This window comes from Ferrovibrio sp. (assembly GCF_965278975.1).
Classification (GTDB): domain Bacteria; phylum Pseudomonadota; class Alphaproteobacteria; order Ferrovibrionales; family Ferrovibrionaceae; genus Ferrovibrio.
On record NZ_OZ257126.1, the window covers coordinates 1,759,888 to 1,776,195 of the forward strand.

Sequence of the window (16,308 nt, forward strand, 5' to 3'; positions counted from 1 at the left end):
TGGGTTTTCTCTGCAACCCACTATAGCCGTGTCAGCCGCACTTGCTATAGCCGCAGGCGGTGCAGGTGTCGCAGCCCTCGGCCTTGATCAGGCTGGGCTGGCCGCATTTCGGGCATTGCCGCAGGCCGGCCATCGGCCGCGCCGCCGGTTCGTTAACCTGGGCCACCAGCGGGATCACCACGCTATCGGCGGCAGGCTGATCCGGGCCGCTGATGAAGCCGATATCGATCAGGTGGCGTTCGATCACCTCGCCGATGGCAGCCAGCAGCGACGGGATATAGCGCCCGCCCATCCATTGCCCGCCGCGCGGATCGAACACCGCCTTCAGCTCATCGACCACGAAGCTGACATCGCCGCCGCGCCGGAACACCGCCGAGATCATGCGGGTCAGCGCCACGGTCCAGGCATAATGCTCGGTATTCTTCGAGTTGATGAACACCTCGAACGGCCGCCGCCGGCCATCCTGCACGATGTCATTCACCGTGATGTACATGGCGTGCTCGGAATCCGGCCAGGTGATCTTGTAGGTCTTGCCGGGCAGGGCTTCCGGGCGGTCGAGCGGCCGGGTCATGTAGACCACGCCGCCCGCCGAAACAGAATTGCCTGAAATTGAGCTACCCGAAATCGGTGAGGCGGTGATGGCAGCCGGGCGCTGTGCCGGCACCAGCGGCAGTTCGGCCTGCTGCGCTTTCGTTGCGGCCTTGCCGCCGGCCTTCTTCACGCTCAGCACCGCGCCGGTCACTTCGTTGGGGCGATAGGTGGTGCAGCCCTTGCAGCCGCTGTCATAGGCCAGCGCGTAGACATCCTTGAAGGCTTCGAAGGAAATGTCTTCGGGCAGGTTGATGGTCTTGGAAATCGAGCTGTCGATGTATTTCTGCACGCCGGCCTGCACGCGCACATGATCGGCGGGCGCCAGGCTCTGGGCGTCGACGAAAGCCTCGGTCAGCGGCGCATCCTCGCCCTTGATCTGGCGGTAGAGCCGCAGCGCGTAGTCGCTCACTTCCTCCTCGCGGCGGCTGCCATCGGGCATCAGCACATTGCGGCTGTAGCTGAAGGCGAAAACCGGCTCGAGGCCGGAGGAAATATTGTCCGCGAACAGCGAAATCGTGCCGGTCGGCGCAATCGACGTCAGCAATGCGTTGCGGATGCCATGCTCGCGGATGCCGGCGCGGATATCCTCGGGCAGTTCCGCCACCGTCGCGCCGGCGAGATAGGCTTCGGCGTCGAACAGCGGGAAGGGGCCTTTCTCGCGCGCCAGTTCCACCGAGGCACGGTAGGCGGCATCACGGATTTCGCAGAGCCAGGTTTCGATCAGCGCCAGGGATTGTGGTGAACCATAGCGCGCGCCGCAGAGGATCAGCGCATCGGCCAGGCCGGTGACGCCCAGCCCGATGCGGCGCTTCATCCGTGCTTCCTCGGCCTGCGCTGCCAGCGGGAAATTCGACACCTCGATGGTGTTGTCCAGCATGCGCACGGCGATGGTGGTCAGCCGGCGCAGTTCAGCCATATCCAGCGCCGCGCCCTCCTCGAATGGCTGGCGCACCAGGCGGGCCAGATTGATCGAGCCAAGCAGGCAGGCGCCATAGGGCGGCAGTGGCTGCTCGCCACAGGGATTCGTGGCGCTGATGCTCTCGCAGTAATGCAGGTTGTTTCGCTGGTTGATGCGGTCGATGAAGATCACGCCAGGCTCGGCATAGGCGTAGGTGGCGCGCATGATGCGCTCCCACAGGTCGCGCGCCTGTAGCGTCTTGTAGGTCGTGCCGTTGAAGCGCAGTTCCCAGGGCTGGTTCTGCCGCACCGCCTGCATGAAGGCATCGGTCACCAGCACCGACAGATTGAACATGCGCAGCCGGCCCGGCTCCTGCTTGGCGGCGATGAAGGCTTCGATATCGGGATGGTCGCAGCGCATCGTCGCCATCATGGCGCCGCGGCGATGGCCGGCGGACATGATGGTGCGGCACATGGCGTCCCACACATCCATGAAGCTCAACGGACCCGAGGCATCGGCGCCGACGCCTTTCACCAGCGCGCCGCGTGGCCTGAGCGTGGAGAAATCGTAGCCGATGCCGCCGCCCTGCTGCATGGTCAGCGCGGCTTCCTTCAGATGCTCGAAGATGCCGCTCATGTCGTCGGGGATGCTGCCCATGACGAAGCAGTTGAACAGCGTCACCTTCCGCCCGGTACCGGCCCCGGCGACGATGCGCCCGGCGGGCAGAAAGCGGAAATCAGAGAGCGCATCGTAGAAACGGTCTGCCCAGGCTTTCGGCTCGGCTTCCGGCACCGCCACGGCAGCCGCGATCCGCCGCCAGGTATCCTCGATGGTGTGATCCAGAGGATGCCCGTCCGGGCCTTTCAGGCGGTATTTCATATCCCAGATCTGCTGGGAGATCGGTGCGGTCAGCGGCATGGGGTTATGGTACCGCCCCACTGCCTTGAGTCAACAAAATGTTCTATTATTGTTTCTGTAACGATTCCCGCGTCTCGGCTTCGAGCTTTGCATTGGCAGTCTCGATCCGGCCGGTCAGCTCGGCCATGAAGGCATCGCGCTTGAGGCCGGGCGGGATCGGTTCCAGATATTGCAGCCGGATCACGCCAGGTGGCCGGCGCCAGCCATGCTTGGGCCAGAAGTAGCCGGAATTCAGCGCCGCCGGCACCACCGGCAGGCCGGTTTCGCGGTAGATCGCCACCACGCCGGGCTGATAGGGCGCGTCTTCGCCCGGCAGCGTGCGCGTACCCTGCGGGAAGATGATCAGCACGCGGCCCTGCTCGGCTGCCGCGCGGCAGGCGCGCAGCATCTGCTTCAGCGCCGCGCCGCCGCCATCGCGGTCCACCGGCACCATGCCCAGCACCTTGGTGAACCAGCCATAGATCGGGATGCGCAGCAATTCCTGCTTGATGACGATGCAGGGATTGTCAAACAGCGCCAGCACCACCGAGGTATCCCACAGCGACTGGTGCTTGGCGGCGAGGATGAATGGCCCCTTGGGCAGATTCTCACGGCCCTCGATACGGTAATCGATGCCGGCGATGAGTTTCAGCAGCACATTCACGCCGCGCGCCCAGAACTGGCTGATCGGCTTGACCATGCTGCGCCAGCGCAGCGCCAGCAGCGGCATGGTCAGGATCGCCACCGTGGCGGTGAACAGCAGGAAGCTGGCCTGGAACAGCAGGGAGCGGAGCAGCAGCAACATCAGGAATCCGCCTTCAGCCAGCCATCGATCTGATCCTCGATGCGCATCCGGATCAGGGCGGCGACGTATTTGCTGTATTCACCGAGCAGGAAGAAGCCGTCGGCGCGATGACGCCACCAATCTTCCACGCGCAGGAAATCCGGGCGCACCGGATGCGGCAGGATGGTGATGCTGCCGGCCTGGCGGCGGAATTCCACCAGCGCACGCGGCATGTGATAATTCGCCGTCACCAGCCGCAGCGAATGCAACTCGCGGCCCGTCGCCCAGGCCACGGCTTCCGCCGCGTTGCCTGCCGTGTCGGTGGCTTCGAAGCCGAGATCGACGCAGCATTCCATCAGCGCCGGTACGTCGATGCCGGGCTGCTCGGGCCGCGCCAGCAGATGCTCCGGCAGCGCCTGGGTCAGACTCTGCGCCAGCGTGGCCTTGCTGGCGCCGGTACTCACGCCGGAAATCAGCAGCCGTTCGGCATGGCCGGCATCCAGCAGCCGGATCGCGGTGGTGAGTCGCCCGCTGCCACCGGTCAGCACCACGATGCCATCGGTGCGCTGGCCCGGCGGCGGTTCCGCCTGCCTGGCCACGGTATCGACAAAGCGCATCAGGCCGCCGATCAGCAGCAGGCCGAATACCAGAACCACAAGCAGCAGGCGGCGCAGCAGGGTCATAGCGGTGCCACCTCGATGCCTTCGGCAAGCAGCCGCTCGGCCGCCTGCGCCAGATCATCGAATACCGCCACCGGCAGGGCGCTGTCGCTCAGGCCCTTGGCCAGAGCTGCCGCGCCCTTGCCGCTGCGCACCAGGATGCGGCGGCAGCCGGCGCTCTTGGCTGCCTGCATGTCGGTATCGGTATCGCCGATGAACACGGTGTCGGCAGGTGCATGGCGGAACATCGCCATCGCCTCGCGCGGCATGCCGGGGCCGGGCTTGCGCCGGTCGGTCTGTGCCCAGGGCGGATCGGGCGCGAACAGGATATGGTCGATACGGGCGCCGGCCCTGGCGATATGATCGCGCAGATGATCATGGATGCGGCCCAGCATCGCCTCGTCGATGATGCCCTTGCCGATGCAGGCCTGGTTGGTGCACAGCACCACCGGCCAGCCGCGCGCGTTGAAGCTGGCGATGGCCGCGCCGATGCCGGCAATCGGCACGAATTCGGCCGGCGACTTCACATAGTCGGCGCGATCTTCGTTCAGCACACCATCGCGGTCGAGCAGAATCAGCATCTCACAGCATCCGTTTCAATTCACCGAGCACGGTAAGGCGCGCGGTGATCACCGCCAGCACCTGGGCGCTCAAGGGCAGCAGCAGCAGCAGCAGCCAGTGCCACCAGGCCAGCGAGAAGCCGGGCAGCAGGCCACTGCCGACATTCGATGCCAGCAACTGGATCAACAGCAGGATGATCGCCGCGCCGAGCCAGCCGCCGCTGCCGCCCAGGAAGGCCAGGCGCGAGACATGGCGCTGGAACTGGCGCGCGACATAGGCATCCTCGGCACCGATCAGGTGCAGCAGTTCAATCGTGCCGCGCCGCGCCGCCAGGCCGGCGCGGGTGGCGAAGATCACCATCGCCGCCATCGCCAGGCCGACCAGCAGCACGATGCTGAGGCCCAGCCCCTGCAGCAGCCGCGCCAGCCGCACCAGTTGATCCAGCCAGGGCTTCGGATCGTCCAGCCGGGCGCCGGGCGCGGCGCGTTCAAGCTGGGCAGCCAGCGCAGCCACCGACAGCGATGCAGTGGGATCGAGTTCCACATCGATCACACCGGGCAGCGGCAGGCCGGCACCGGCGGCGGCATCGCCAAGCCAGGGCCGCAGCAGGCTTTCCACGTCTGCGCGGCCCAAAGCCTCGGCCCGGCGCACGCCGGGCGTGGCGCGCAAGGCGGCCAGCGCCGCTTCCAGCCGCTGTGCCATGGCCGGGCCGCCGGGACGGTCGGCAAGCTGCACGGTCAGGCGGCTCGACACCCCCTGGCGCCAGGAGGATACGGTGCCATCCAGTGCCAGTGCCCCGGCCAGCGCCAGGGCGGCCAGGAACACCATCACCGCCAGCGCCCAGGGCAGGAAGCGCGCCGAGGCATCGGCGGCAAGCTGCAGGTCGGAAGGCGGGCGCCCGGCCCTGTTGGGGGTGGGCTTGGGTGCGGGATTTGTGGCGGCGCTCATGCTGTTGCCCCCACCGGCTGTACCTGCACCTGGCCGCCGCGCAGCTTCAGCACCGGGAAGCGGAAGCGGTCCAGCAGGTGGATGTCATGGGTTGCCAGCACCACCGCCGTGCCGCTCTTGTTCAGTTCGACGAACAGGTACATCAGCCGCTGCGCCATGTCGGGATCGACATTGCCGGTCGGCTCGTCCGCCAACAGCAGGCTCGGCCTGGCAATAACCGCCCGGGCGATGGCGACGCGCTGTTTTTCACCACCCGAGAGGGTTGCCGGGCGGGCCTCCAGGCGGTCGCCTAGGCCAACCCAGGTCAGCAGCTCGGTGCAATGCTCGACGACCCGGGCTTCCGGCACCCCGGCAATGCGCAGCGGCAGGGCCACGTTGTCCAGCGCGCTCAAATGGTCCAGCAGGCGGAAATCCTGGAACACCACGCCGATACGGCGGCGCAGCAGCGGCAGGGTGTCGCGTCCGGCAGCGGCGACATCCTGGCCGAACATGGTTACCAGGCCCCGGCTGGGCCGGTGCGCCAGGTACATCAGCTTGAGCAGGGAGGTCTTGCCGGCACCGCTGGGGCCGGTCAGGAAGTGGAACGAGCCCGGCGCCAGGTCGAAGCTGACGTCGCGCAGCACCTCCGGCCCGGGTCCATACCGCATCCCGACATTCTGAAACCGTATCACGCCGCCCGCATCTCCCGAAAAACCCGGTCCGGCCCTATGCTTGCAAGCGCGGACCTGTCCGTCCTATAAGGGAAAATAGCAAAACGCAAAAGGGCAACGGCACTGCACCAAGCGGCCAGTTGTATGGCATGATCCTCACCTGCCCAAATTGCGCCACGCGGTTCAGCGTTGATGCGGCCTCTTTCGGAGGCATGGAGCGCAAGGTGAGGTGCAGCGTCTGCCGCCACATCTGGCGCCAGGACCCGTTGCCGGAACCGGAGCCGCCGGCCCCCGCGCCGCCGCCGGAACCGCCGCCACCCCCACCGCCGCCTCCGCCCCCGCCGCCTCCGCCGCCTCCGCCTCCGCCGCCGCCGACGCCGGAGCAGATGTTCCCGTCGGATACCTTCGCGCTGCCGGAAACCGAGGCGGACCCGGAACCGCCGCCGATCCGTTCGCCCTTCGAGGATGCCGAGGCCGAGCCCGATGCCGCCGAGGCCGCCATTGAGCGTCGCCGCGCCCGCCTGGCCGAGCAGGGCCTCAGCAGGGGTGGCGCAGGCGCCAGGAAGCAGCGCCGGCCGATGCTGTGGCTAGGCTGGCTGCTGCTGCTGGTGCTGCTTGGCGCCGTGCTGGGTGGCGGCTATGCCGCGCGCACCGAGCTGGTTGGCATGTATCCGCCGCTGGCCAAGGTCTATGAGAAAGTCGGCATCCATGTCGAACCGGCGAAGTGGCTTGGCGTGGAACTGCACAGCCTGAAATCCGCCGTGGTGCTGGATGGCGGCGAGAGCAAGATCGAGGTTTCGGGCGAGGTGGTGAACGTGTCCGACCGCACTCGGCCGGTGCCGCCGATTCGCGTCACCATGCGCGGCGCGGCGGGCAAGGAACTCAACGCCTATACGCTCACGCTGGAGGACGACAAGGTTGCCGCCGGCGCCCGGCTCACCTTCTCGGTGAAGCTGCCGGGCCAGAAGGAAGAAGTGCTCGACCTCGAAGTCGCCTTCGCGCCGCTGCCGTCGCATTAGTCCTCTGCCAGCAGGGAACCCGCCTCAGGGAACCGCGGCGCGCCAGCCGCGGGGCAGGCCGGCTGTCATCAATTGAAATATTTTTTCTTGATTCGCGAGTCTCGGGTGCTAGCCTGCATCAGCTTGGCGCGCAGCCGAATCGGGCCTGAAAACCTGCAAAAAGCCGCGAGCCCACGCTGTTTACAGAAAGCCCTGGCCGTGAATGGCCGGGAGTGGAGCCCTGACGCACAGTAGGTGCTAGCCGGTTAATGCTAGTGGCGGGGTCCAGCGGCGAGGAAAGATGGCGCGCATACTGGTGGCCGAAGACGAAGTGCCGGTGCGGGAATTCGTTCGCCGCGTGCTGGAGCTGCGCGGCCATGAGGTCGTCACCGTCGGCGATGGCGCCGAAGCCCTGATCAAGCTCGCCAAGGCGCCTTTCGACCTGCTGCTCACCGATATCAGCATGCCGAACATGGATGGCCTCGAACTGGCGCTGATAGTGGCGCGCGACCATCCGGACCTGCCGGTGCTGATGATGTCGGGCTATGCCGTGGAGCGCCGCCGCGCCGCCGATCTCGCCGAGCTTTCCAAAGGCGTGCTGCAGAAGCCGTTCAGCATGGTCGACCTCTCCGCCGGGGTCGACAGGGCACTCGGACTGCCGGTGGCTTAGCGGCAGGCGGGATTACCCTGCCAACCGCTTAATCACTCTCAGGCAATACCGGTATTGCCGGCTTTGCCGGCCGCGATGTCCGGCGCTCGGGCGATCAGCGGATCAGGCTCTGGCGGTGGTCTCAATTCTTCGGCTGTCGGCAGGCGCAGCTTGAGCAGGTCGAAAACAGTCCTGATCGGCATGGCCTGGGAGTAGCCGGCGGCACCAGGGGAATTGCGGCCATAGATATGCAGGCCAACGATTCTACCATCGCTGACGGCAACCCACACCGCGCCGGAGTCGCCATTGTCGCAGAGGACATTGGTGGCGCCCGGCAGTGGCGATACCTTCCAGCACATGATGCCGTGATATTCCGCCAGCGGCATCATCGCGCTGCCGACAATTCCCTCGGTGCGGCCGGTGATGCAGCCCACTTTCACCACGCGTTCATTCGGGGACGGGTCGCGAAAATCCAGGCTGCGGCCAGGCCAATACCGGCTGCGCCAGAAGCCACTGCGCTCTTCATTCAGCTGGGCGGCGGCGGCATCGCCGCGCTGATCCAGGAAACCATCGGCGGCCACCATGCCAATCACCTTGAGATGCGCACCCGGTGGTGAAGCATCGGGGTGATATACCGGGGTGCCTGCGCTGCCAAGCAGCACATGCCGGCAACTGAGCAGCATCCGTTTGCCGTCTGACAGCCGTATGGCGAAACAGCCGATGCTGCCGACCGCCTTTCCCTGCACCATGATCGGCATGCCGGGTTCCAACCGCGTCGGCACTGTATCGGCAACCGGTGCCCCCGGTGCCGGTGGCTCGGGGGCGAAAAACGGCAGCCCATCGGCTGAAGGGGCGTCACCATCCGCCATTATTCATAGCGCCGCGTTCATGATGCCGGGCTCATAGCGGCGGCAGGCCGGCCTTGCGCCGGGCAACATTTGCTTCAGCGCGCGCCATGCTTACCTTGTGTTCCGCCTTCAGGCGCTCGGTGGCAGATGCCGCCGGACTCAACGCGGCCAGCTCAGCAGCAGCCACTTCATAGGCTTGTGTGGAGCGGATCGCCGAGATCGCAGCGGTCTCCTGCTGTCCCAGTTTGGTCTCCTGCGCCGCATCGGATTCTGGCAACAAACCCTTGGCCGCAGTCTTGAGTTCGGGTTTCGCCTTCTCGAAAACCGAGTTGAGGAATGTCAGCAATTTGCTGGCATTCCTGGTTTCGGTGAGCGTGACCGCGATGTTCAGCGGTGTTGCCGGTATGGCGAAATCCTGGCCAGCCAGCTTTGGCTTGCCAAGCTCCAGGATCGCCACCTGGTCCGCCTTCATTCTCTCCAGCGTCCCGCCCAATATCGGGGCCATGGATGGCGCCGCTGCAGCATTCTGCTTCTGAAGCGTCTCAATCTTTTTCAATTGGGCAAGTTGTGCCTGTTTGGCTTCGATCTGCCTGGCGGTGTTCTGGGTGTCTTGCAGCTTGGCAAGTTCCGCCACCAGCTTCATCGAATCAGCATTATATTCGTCCTTCTGCTGCTGCAGTGCCGCTTCGCGCTGGGCTGTTGCCCGGGCGGTGGCAAACGGCACCAATACCTGGCGGAATACTTCGGTGCTGATGCGGTCATAAATTTCCTGCTTGGCATCCGCCAGTCCGGCGTATTTCGCCAGCGTCGCCTGAATATCGGCATCGCCCCGGGTCATTGCGGAAGCCAGGGCCTCGCTGCTGCTATCGGGCGCGATAACAGGCATCCAGCCAAAGTCCATGGCCCGGTGCTGCCCGATTTCCGCCAGTTGACTCCTGGTCCTGACATAGGGCGGTTCAATGTCCTTGATTTCAAACTTGGCCATGGCAACAGCCTTGCTGTTGCCATCCGCAGCAGGCGGCCCAAACGCCACCGTGATCAGGATGTCGCGATTTTCCCTGCCCATGCCAGAGCCGAGATGCTTGTTATAGGCAAGGTAGACTGGCCGATAGCGGAAGATGCGTCCGCCGATGCCATACTCTGCCTCGGCTTCCATATAGAAGGCCGGGCTCGCCGCCATGCCGAGGGCCGCTGTGTCGACCTCAAAGGCATTGCCGCCTTTTTTCGCCTCTGCGGGCTTGGTGAGATGGAACTGCCCATGGACGACGATGAGACAGTTCAGGTCGTTGTTTGACTTGAACAGGCCATCGCGCGAGAGGGCATGAAAATGCCCCGTCTGGCGCGCGATCTTGGTTTCGGTTTTCGGTTCCGCAGCTTCCTTGATGGCGGCTCCGATCGCATCAATGCCCACGTCGATCACGGCCGAGGCGCCGGCTACCAGCAAGGCCCCTAGAATGCCGCTCTGTGGTTTCCCGGTCTTTTCGGCCAGGCATTGTTTTTCAAAGAAGACCCGCGTTTCTTCCACCGTCTCCGGCTTGGCCGGCGGGTTCGCGCCGCCGCCTTTGTCATGGGCGCAGCCGGCCAGCAGCAGGGCTGCCACGCCGAGATAGGCGGTGTTGTGCTGGATGATCATGGCCTGTCTTCCCCCAAACCAATATCGGGAAGATCGAATATCAAATACTACTATTGGTCAATATTATATTTGCTGCATATTCCGGCTGCCGCCCCGGGTGTATGAGGGCAGGAATACGGCGGGCTGCCACGCGGAAACGGTCAAAACCGCCGCAGCAGGCGGTCGAGATATTCGCGTTCCAGGGCCGGGCGGTCGCGGTCGCCGGCACGGCGCTGCAATTCTTCCAGGATACGGCGCGCGCGCTCGATGGCGGTCATGCCGGCTTCCGGCACGCGGGTCGATTCGCCCGGATTCTCGATGCCGCCGGTGGGGCGGCCGAAGGGATCACGGCTGTCGCGGTTGCGGTTGTTCTGGCGGCTGTCGGCGGCATCGGCCTGGCCGCCCGGCTCGCCGCCGCGATTGGCATTCTGGATGTCGCGCATGCCCTGGCGCATCTGGTCCAGCGCATCATTCTGGCCCTGCATGGCATCGCCCGGCTCGCCCCGGCGCAAAGCCTCGCGGGCATCGCGCATGGCGCGGTCGGCGCGGCCCAAGGCATCCGGGATCGGCTGGCCACGTTCGCCGAAGCGGTTCATCATCTCGCCCAGGCGGCGGCGCAGGTCTTCCTGCTGGCGGGCATCGGCCTCGTTGTCGCCGCCCGGCTGGCCGGGTTGGCCCGGCTGACCATTGCGACCGAATTGCTGGCTGCGGCGGAACGAGCGGTCGAGCAATTGCTGCTGCTGCCGCATCATCTCGTTCAGCTCGCCCATCTGCTGCTGGCCCATGCCGTTATTGCCACGGCGGCCCTGCTGGCGCCCCTGCTGCTCGCCCTGCTTGCCATTCTGCGGTGCGCGGCCGATGCGCATGTTCTTCATCGCTTCGAGCATGCGCTGCATCTGCTCAAGCATGTCCTGCGCGCTCTGGCGGTCGCCCTGGCGCGCCATCTGCTCGGCCTGATCCATCATGTCCTGGAAATCCTCGGACGACATCGCTTCGTCTTCCTCGGACAATTCCTCCGGCTCCTCGCCGCGCGCCAGACGTTCCATCGCCTCGCGCATCTTCTCTTCCATCAGGCGTTCCATCGCCTCGCGCAGTTCCTGCATCTTGCGCAGGATCTCGTTATCCTCGGCACCGCGCTCCATGGCATCCTGCAGGCGGTCATAGGCCGCCTGGAAATCGCGCTCGGCGAGGTTCGACTTGCCATCCTCGATGCGCAACGCCGTCTGCCACAACAGGGCGGAAACCTCGGCACGGCCTTCCGGCGTGCGGTTGAGGCCGAGGCGGGCGGCGCTCATGCGCAGGCCGAGATGCACCGCCGTATCGTCGCGATAGCTTTCCGGCGCCAGGCTGAGTGCGCGCAAAGCGGTGGCGACGCGTGGCGCGTCACCGGGCTTCAGCGCCAACAGGCGGCGCTGCTCGATCAGCGCCTTGGCGACAGGATGAGTGAAGCGCCGCGCCGGCAGGGTGGCCTGCACCGGCTCGCTGCGGCCCAGCTGGTTCAACGCATCGGTGGCGATCAGGGTCAGGGTCACCGGCTGGCCGGCCAACGGGTGATCGACGAAATCGAACGGCCGCTTGTCGGAAAAGCCCCCGGCCATGGTGGGCGGCGCCGGCCAGTCGGCAAGCCAGCTTTCCTCGCTGCCGGCATGGCGGATTTCCACCTCGATCTTCTGCACGCCGTAATCATCCTCGGCGTTCAGCGCGATTTCCAGCTGCGGCTGGCGGCGATCCGGCGCCACGGTCTTGGGCGTATCGGCAAAGGCGATCTTCGGCGCCGTATCGGGCAGCAGTTTCAGCGCCCAATCGGCTACCGCATGGTCGCGGCGCAGCAGCGACAACGTGGTCTGGCCGCCAAGCTCGGCAAGGTTCAGCGTCAGGTCTACTTCAGCATTGCGCTCGTCGATCTGCTTCAGCGCATGTACCTGGCTGCCCAGCTTGAGGCCGTAGATCGGCTGGCTGGCCTGCAGGCGCAGCTTGAGCAGGCTGCCGGTAGGTATGTTCAGGCCTTCGGCGGTCACCACCGGCTTGCCATCGCGGCTGAGGAAGATCGGCGGCCGGCCGGTATAGAGCGGCGGCGTGATCCAGGCATCCAGCGCCAGGCTGGCGCCGGGCGGTGTGGCGGTGCCGGGTTGCAGGGCATCGCGGAACCGCTGCTGCAGCGGCTCGCCCGGGCTGGCCCAGGCCACCACCAGCAGCAGGCCCAGCGCCACGCGCAGGCCCCAATGATCGATGCGCCACCAGCCGGCTTCTGGCGGGGTGACGGTAAGCTGGCCGATGCGGGCGGCGAGGCGGCGGCGATGCGCCTGCCACAAAGCCTCGGCAATCGGATCCTGCTGCCCGGCGGCGAGTTTGTCGGCCAGCTGGCCGAGCGGGCGATGCTCCAGGCCGTTCGAGGTTTCAAGCCGCCGCAGGGCCTCGGCATTGCCGGGGCGGCGCCAGCCACGGAACGGCAGGTAGAGCGCCACGATGAAACCGATGGCGAAGGCCGGCAGCAGCAGCCAATGCAGCCAGAGCGGGGTGAAGCGCCAGATATCGAAGCCGACCAGGATCAGGAAGCCGGCCAGCACCAGGCCGGCGGGGAACAGCCGGGGCCAGATCTGTTCCCAGGAGAGCGCCCACAGGCTGAGGCGGAGGCGGGAATCGAGCGAGGCGAGCGGAGCGGTCCCCGAGGCTTGTGCCGTCTCGGGGGGCGGGGGGAGCGACGATTGCGTCAGGCCGTCGTCGGGTCTCGCCATAGGGCAGGGCTTTCCAGTGCCGTCATGTCTTCAAGGGTAGGGCGGCGGCGGACCACGGCAAACTGGTTGCCTTTCACCATCACCTCGGGCGCCAGCGGGCGCGCATTGTAAGTCGAAGCCATGGCAGCACTATACGCACCAGCCGAGAGAATGGCGAGCAAATCCCCATCCTTCACCTCGGGCATCGGGCGCTCCTCGGCGAAGGTATCGCCGCTCTCGCAGACCGGGCCGACGATATCGGCGGGAAACCGCACTGTGTCAGTGGGTTCATCCACTGTCACGATGCCGTGATAGGCCTCGTACAGAGCCGGCCGGATCAGGTCGTTCATGCCGGCATCGAGAATCAGGAACCGCTTGCCTTCCGCCGGCTTCACATAGGTCACCGTGCTCAGCAGCAAGCCGGCATTGCCGACGATGAAGCGGCCCGGTTCCAGCGCCAGTTCGCAGCCCAGCGGTGCGATATGCTTGCGCACCAGATCGGCATAGGCCTTGGGATCGGGCGGCGTCTCGTCGTTGTAGCGGATGCCAAGCCCGCCGCCGAGATCGACGCGGGTCAGGTTGATGCCTGAGGCGCGCAGGTCGCGCACCAGTTCGGCGAGGCGCTCGAAAGTGGCATCATAGGGTTCAAGCTCGGTAAGCTGGCTGCCGATATGGGCATGCACGCCCACCGGCTTGATGCCCGGCAGCTTGGCGGCTTGAGCATAGATTTCGCGCGCCCGGTCGATCGGGATGCCGAACTTGTTCTCGGCCTTGCCGGTGGTGATCTTCTTGTGCGTCTTGGCATCCACGTCCGGGTTGACGCGGATCGCCACCGGGGCGGTAACACCGAGCGAGGTGGCGACTTCCGACAGCGCGCGCAATTCCGGCTCGGACTCGACGTTGAACTGCAAGATACCGGTATTGCCGGCCTTGAGCGCCTGGGCCATCTCGGCCTTGGTCTTGCCCACGCCGGCGAAGATGATCTTGCTCGGCGCGATGCCGGCCTTGATCGCCAGCTGCATCTCGCCGGCCGAAACCACATCGGCGCCGGCACCCAGCGAGCCGAGATGGCGCAGCAGGGCCAGGTTGCCATTGGCCTTCACGGCATAGGCGATCAGCGCCGGCAGGCCGGCGAAAGCCTCGCTCAGCGCGCGGTAACTCGTTTCCAGCGCTTCCGTCGAATAGACATAGACCGGCGTGCCGACCTGTTCGGCGATGGCCTTGAGGCTGACGCCTTCGGCATGCAGCACGCCATCGCGATAGGAAAACCAGGGCAGGCCGGTCATGGCAGGCTCTTTTTAATTATAGGGAACAGGCGTGCCGCGACGCGGCAGGTTGGCCGGGCGTTCGGAGGCATCCTGGGGATAATCCGGCAGATCCTTGCGGCCGCAGCCGGCGAGGAACACGCCAATGCAGGCGAACAGCAGCAGCAGTGAAACCGTGCGGCGCATCACTTCGCCCCCAGTTGCTTGCGCCAGCGCGCGATTTCCTTGCGCACATTCTTCGGCGCGGTGCCGCCATAGGAAACCCGGCTCTTCACCGAATTCTGCACGCCCAGCACGGCGAACACATCCTTGGTGATGCGCTTCTCCACGCTCTGCATCTCGGCGAGCGTCAACTCTTCCAGCGGCTTGTTCTGGCCTTCCGCCAGCTTCACCAGGGAGCCGGCGACGTGATGCGCGTTGCGGAACGGCATATCCAGCTTGCGCACGCACCAATCGGCCAGATCGGTGGCGGTGGTGTAGCCCTCGCCGGCGCTCTGTTCCAGGCGCGGCTTGTTGGCGGTGAAATCGCTGACCATGCCGGCGGTGGCTGCAATGCAAAGCTCAAGGCTGTCCGCCGCATCGAAGGTCGGCTCCTTGTCTTCCTGCATGTCCTTGCCATAGGTCAGCGCCAGGCCCTTCAGCGTGATCAGCAGCGCGTTATGCGCGCCGATGATGCGGCCGACCTTGCCGCGCACCAGTTCGGCGGCATCGGGATTGCGCTTCTGCGGCATGATCGACGAGCCGGTGGTGAAGGCATCGCTTAAACTGATGAAGCGGAACTGCGCCGAGCACCACAGCACGATCTCTTCCGCGAAACGAGAGAGATGCACCGCACAGGTGCTGGCCGCCGAAAGGAATTCCAGCGCGAAGTCGCGGTCCGACACGGCATCGAGCGAATTCGGCACCGGGCCTGAGAAGCCGAGCGCCTTGGCGGTCATGTGGCGGTCGATCGGCAGCGAGGTGCCGGCCAGCGCCGCCGCACCCAGCGGGCTGAAATTCAGCCGCTTGCGCGCATCCTGGAACCGGCTGCGGTCGCGGCCCAGCATCTCGACATAGGCCAGCAGATGATGGCCCAAAGTCACCGGCTGTGCCGCCTGCAGATGGGTCATGCCCGGCATCACGGTGTCGGCGTAGTCATCGGCGCGCGCCAGCAGGCGGCGTTGCAGATCGGCCAGGCCGGCATCGGCGCGGTCGATGGCATCGCGCACCCAGAGGCGGAAATCGGTCGCCACCTGATCGTTGCGCGAGCGCGCCGTGTGCAGCCGGCCGGCGGCAGTGCCAACCAGTTCCTTCAGCCGGGTTTCCACATGCATGTGGATGTCTTCCAGCTTGGGATCGATCTTGAACTTGCCGGCCTCGATCTCGGCCTTGATCGTATCCAGGCCCTTGAGGATCGCCTTGCCTTCCTTGGGCGTGATCAGGCCCTGGGCCACCAGCATCTGGCAATGCGCCTTGGAGCCGGCGATATCCTGGGCATAGAGGCGCTGATCGAAGCCGATGGAGGCATTGATCTCCAGCATGATCGCGGCAGGGCCTGCGGCAAAACGCCCGCCCCACAAATCGTTGGCGGCGGCTTGTTTCGGCTTGCCGGAAGCCTTACCTGGGGTCTTATTTGAGGAGATGCGTCGAGCCATGAGGACGGAAATGCGCTTGCTTGCCTGGTTAATCGGATGCCTGCTGCTGGCTGCTTCGGCGCCGCACGGGGCCTGGGCGGGCAATCTGCCGCCGTTGCAGGGCGATATGCGCAAACTTATCGTGCCGGACCAGCCGAAACCAGTGGCGGCAGCGGTTTTCAAGGATGAAAACGACACCGAGATCACGCTGGATGCCTTCAAGGGCCGTGTGGTGCTGGTCAATCTCTGGGCCACCTGGTGCATCCCCTGCCGCGCCGAGATGCCGGCCCTGGATCGGTTGCAGAAATTGGTGAACGACCCCGGCTTCGCCCTGGTGGCGGTGGCGCAGGAACGGGCCGGGCGCGAAAAGGTCGAGAAGTTCCTGGCCGAGATCAACACGCCCGGCATCAAGCCGTATATCGACACCTCGATGAAATCGGGCCGTGCCTGGGGCGCCTATGGCCTGCCGACGACAATCCTGATCGGCCGCGATGGCCGCGAAGTCGCCCGCCTGGTCGGCGAGGCGCATTGGGATGCGCCGGAAGCGGTGGCGGTGATCAAGGCGCTGCTGGCGCCCTGAGCAAGAGGCATGAAAAAAGCCCGGCATTGCGGCCGGGCTTT

The 16,308-nt window shown here is 65.7% G+C and carries 15 protein-coding genes and 1 pseudogene; 4 read left to right on the top strand and 12 right to left on the bottom strand.

The features are described 5' to 3' along the window. Positions 1-31: 31 nt before the first annotated feature. From ACQY7X_RS08595 to ACQY7X_RS08620, 6 genes are read right to left on the bottom strand one after another with little or no spacing between them, the layout of a single operon-like run. Positions 32-2,407, bottom strand: coding sequence for an adenosylcobalamin-dependent ribonucleoside-diphosphate reductase (locus tag ACQY7X_RS08595; RefSeq protein WP_428249498.1), 2,376 nt, complete (start codon positions 2,405-2,407; stop codon positions 32-34). Between the two features lie 46 nt (positions 2,408-2,453). Continuing rightward, on the bottom strand, positions 2,454-3,191 hold the full coding sequence (locus tag ACQY7X_RS08600) for a lysophospholipid acyltransferase family protein (RefSeq protein ID WP_428249499.1): 738 nt from the start codon (positions 3,189-3,191) through the stop codon (positions 2,454-2,456). Further along, on the bottom strand, positions 3,191-3,853 hold the full coding sequence (locus tag ACQY7X_RS08605; RefSeq protein ID WP_428249500.1) for a YdcF family protein: 663 nt from the start codon (positions 3,851-3,853) through the stop codon (positions 3,191-3,193). Before ACQY7X_RS08605 ends, ACQY7X_RS08600 begins: the two co-directional genes overlap by 1 nt. Beyond that, positions 3,850-4,410 carry a D-glycero-alpha-D-manno-heptose-1,7-bisphosphate 7-phosphatase gene (locus tag ACQY7X_RS08610; RefSeq protein ID WP_428249501.1) on the bottom strand — a complete coding sequence of 187 codons (561 nt, stop codon included), beginning with the start codon at positions 4,408-4,410 and terminating at the stop codon, positions 3,850-3,852. The genes ACQY7X_RS08605 and ACQY7X_RS08610 overlap by 4 nt, the downstream gene beginning before the upstream one ends. 1 nt (position 4,411) lies before the next feature. Then, on the bottom strand, positions 4,412-5,338 hold the full coding sequence (locus ACQY7X_RS08615; RefSeq protein ID WP_428249502.1) for a cell division protein FtsX: 927 nt from the start codon (positions 5,336-5,338) through the stop codon (positions 4,412-4,414). Continuing rightward, positions 5,335-5,985, bottom strand: coding sequence for a cell division ATP-binding protein FtsE (locus ACQY7X_RS08620; RefSeq protein WP_428249503.1), 651 nt, complete (start codon positions 5,983-5,985; stop codon positions 5,335-5,337). The genes ACQY7X_RS08615 and ACQY7X_RS08620 overlap by 4 nt, the downstream gene beginning before the upstream one ends. A 152-nt stretch (positions 5,986-6,137) precedes the next feature. On the opposite strand from ACQY7X_RS08620, the pseudogene ACQY7X_RS08625 reads away from it, so the two are divergent. The 3 genes and pseudogenes from ACQY7X_RS08625 to ACQY7X_RS08635 form a co-directional block, all read left to right on the top strand. Next, positions 6,138-6,194: pseudogene (locus ACQY7X_RS08625) on the top strand (MJ0042-type zinc finger domain-containing protein); the annotation flags it as partial. 180 nt (positions 6,195-6,374) lie between these two features. Then, positions 6,375-7,007 (top strand): DUF3426 domain-containing protein, encoded by a 633-nt coding sequence (locus ACQY7X_RS08630; RefSeq protein ID WP_428250099.1) that lies wholly within the window; start codon positions 6,375-6,377, stop codon positions 7,005-7,007. A gap of 280 nt (positions 7,008-7,287) precedes the next feature. Continuing rightward, complete coding sequence (locus ACQY7X_RS08635) at positions 7,288-7,656, top strand: response regulator (protein ID WP_428249504.1); 369 nt, start codon at positions 7,288-7,290, stop codon at positions 7,654-7,656. 38 nt (positions 7,657-7,694) lie between these two features. Here the strand turns inward: ACQY7X_RS08635 and ACQY7X_RS08640 are convergent, their stop codons facing one another. The 6 genes from ACQY7X_RS08640 to argH form a co-directional block, all read right to left on the bottom strand. Next, complete coding sequence (locus ACQY7X_RS08640; RefSeq protein ID WP_428249505.1) at positions 7,695-8,504, bottom strand: hypothetical protein; 810 nt, start codon at positions 8,502-8,504, stop codon at positions 7,695-7,697. Positions 8,505-8,535: 31 nt separating this feature from the next. Continuing rightward, entirely contained in the window at positions 8,536-10,116 is a 1,581-nt protein-coding gene (locus ACQY7X_RS08645; RefSeq protein ID WP_428249506.1) for a hypothetical protein, read from the bottom strand. A gap of 140 nt (positions 10,117-10,256) precedes the next feature. Then, positions 10,257-12,830 (bottom strand): TIGR02302 family protein, encoded by a 2,574-nt coding sequence (locus ACQY7X_RS08650; RefSeq protein WP_428249507.1) that lies wholly within the window; start codon positions 12,828-12,830, stop codon positions 10,257-10,259. Continuing rightward, complete coding sequence (lysA, locus tag ACQY7X_RS08655) at positions 12,806-14,095, bottom strand: diaminopimelate decarboxylase (protein WP_428249508.1); 1,290 nt, start codon at positions 14,093-14,095, stop codon at positions 12,806-12,808. Before lysA ends, ACQY7X_RS08650 begins: the two co-directional genes overlap by 25 nt. A gap of 12 nt (positions 14,096-14,107) precedes the next feature. After that, positions 14,108-14,260: a hypothetical protein gene (locus ACQY7X_RS08660; RefSeq protein ID WP_428249509.1), complete on the bottom strand. Its 153-nt coding sequence runs from the start codon at positions 14,258-14,260 to the stop codon at positions 14,108-14,110. Then, the gene (argH, locus tag ACQY7X_RS08665; protein WP_428249510.1) at positions 14,260-15,708 is read right to left on the bottom strand and encodes an argininosuccinate lyase; all 1,449 of its coding nucleotides are present in this window, start codon (positions 15,706-15,708) and stop codon (positions 14,260-14,262) included. Before argH ends, ACQY7X_RS08660 begins: the two co-directional genes overlap by 1 nt. Before the next feature lie 16 nt (positions 15,709-15,724). Between argH and ACQY7X_RS08670 the strand changes: the two genes are divergently transcribed. Next, positions 15,725-16,267 carry a TlpA family protein disulfide reductase gene (locus ACQY7X_RS08670; RefSeq protein ID WP_428249511.1) on the top strand — a complete coding sequence of 181 codons (543 nt, stop codon included), beginning with the start codon at positions 15,725-15,727 and terminating at the stop codon, positions 16,265-16,267. Positions 16,268-16,308 lie beyond the last annotated feature (41 nt).

Coding starts and splice junctions, on each gene's coding strand:
- ACQY7X_RS08645 (WP_428249506.1), bottom strand. CDS start 10,116: ATGATCATCCAGCACAACACCGCCTATCTCGGCGTGGCAGCCCTGCTG.
- lysA (WP_428249508.1), bottom strand. CDS start 14,095: ATGACCGGCCTGCCCTGGTTTTCCTATCGCGATGGCGTGCTGCATGCC.
- ACQY7X_RS08610 (WP_428249501.1), bottom strand. CDS start 4,410: ATGCTGATTCTGCTCGACCGCGATGGTGTGCTGAACGAAGATCGCGCC.
- ACQY7X_RS08615 (WP_428249502.1), bottom strand. CDS start 5,338: ATGAGCGCCGCCACAAATCCCGCACCCAAGCCCACCCCCAACAGGGCC.
- ACQY7X_RS08605 (WP_428249500.1), bottom strand. CDS start 3,853: ATGACCCTGCTGCGCCGCCTGCTGCTTGTGGTTCTGGTATTCGGCCTG.
- ACQY7X_RS08635 (WP_428249504.1), top strand. CDS start 7,288: ATGGCGCGCATACTGGTGGCCGAAGACGAAGTGCCGGTGCGGGAATTC.
- ACQY7X_RS08620 (WP_428249503.1), bottom strand. CDS start 5,985: ATGCGGTATGGACCCGGGCCGGAGGTGCTGCGCGACGTCAGCTTCGAC.
- ACQY7X_RS08650 (WP_428249507.1), bottom strand. CDS start 12,830: ATGGCGAGACCCGACGACGGCCTGACGCAATCGTCGCTCCCCCCGCCC.
- ACQY7X_RS08660 (WP_428249509.1), bottom strand. CDS start 14,260: ATGCGCCGCACGGTTTCACTGCTGCTGCTGTTCGCCTGCATTGGCGTG.
- ACQY7X_RS08600 (WP_428249499.1), bottom strand. CDS start 3,191: ATGTTGCTGCTGCTCCGCTCCCTGCTGTTCCAGGCCAGCTTCCTGCTG.
- argH (WP_428249510.1), bottom strand. CDS start 15,708: ATGGCTCGACGCATCTCCTCAAATAAGACCCCAGGTAAGGCTTCCGGC.
- ACQY7X_RS08640 (WP_428249505.1), bottom strand. CDS start 8,504: ATGGCGGATGGTGACGCCCCTTCAGCCGATGGGCTGCCGTTTTTCGCC.
- ACQY7X_RS08630 (WP_428250099.1), top strand. CDS start 6,375: ATGTTCCCGTCGGATACCTTCGCGCTGCCGGAAACCGAGGCGGACCCG.
- ACQY7X_RS08595 (WP_428249498.1), bottom strand. CDS start 2,407: ATGCCGCTGACCGCACCGATCTCCCAGCAGATCTGGGATATGAAATAC.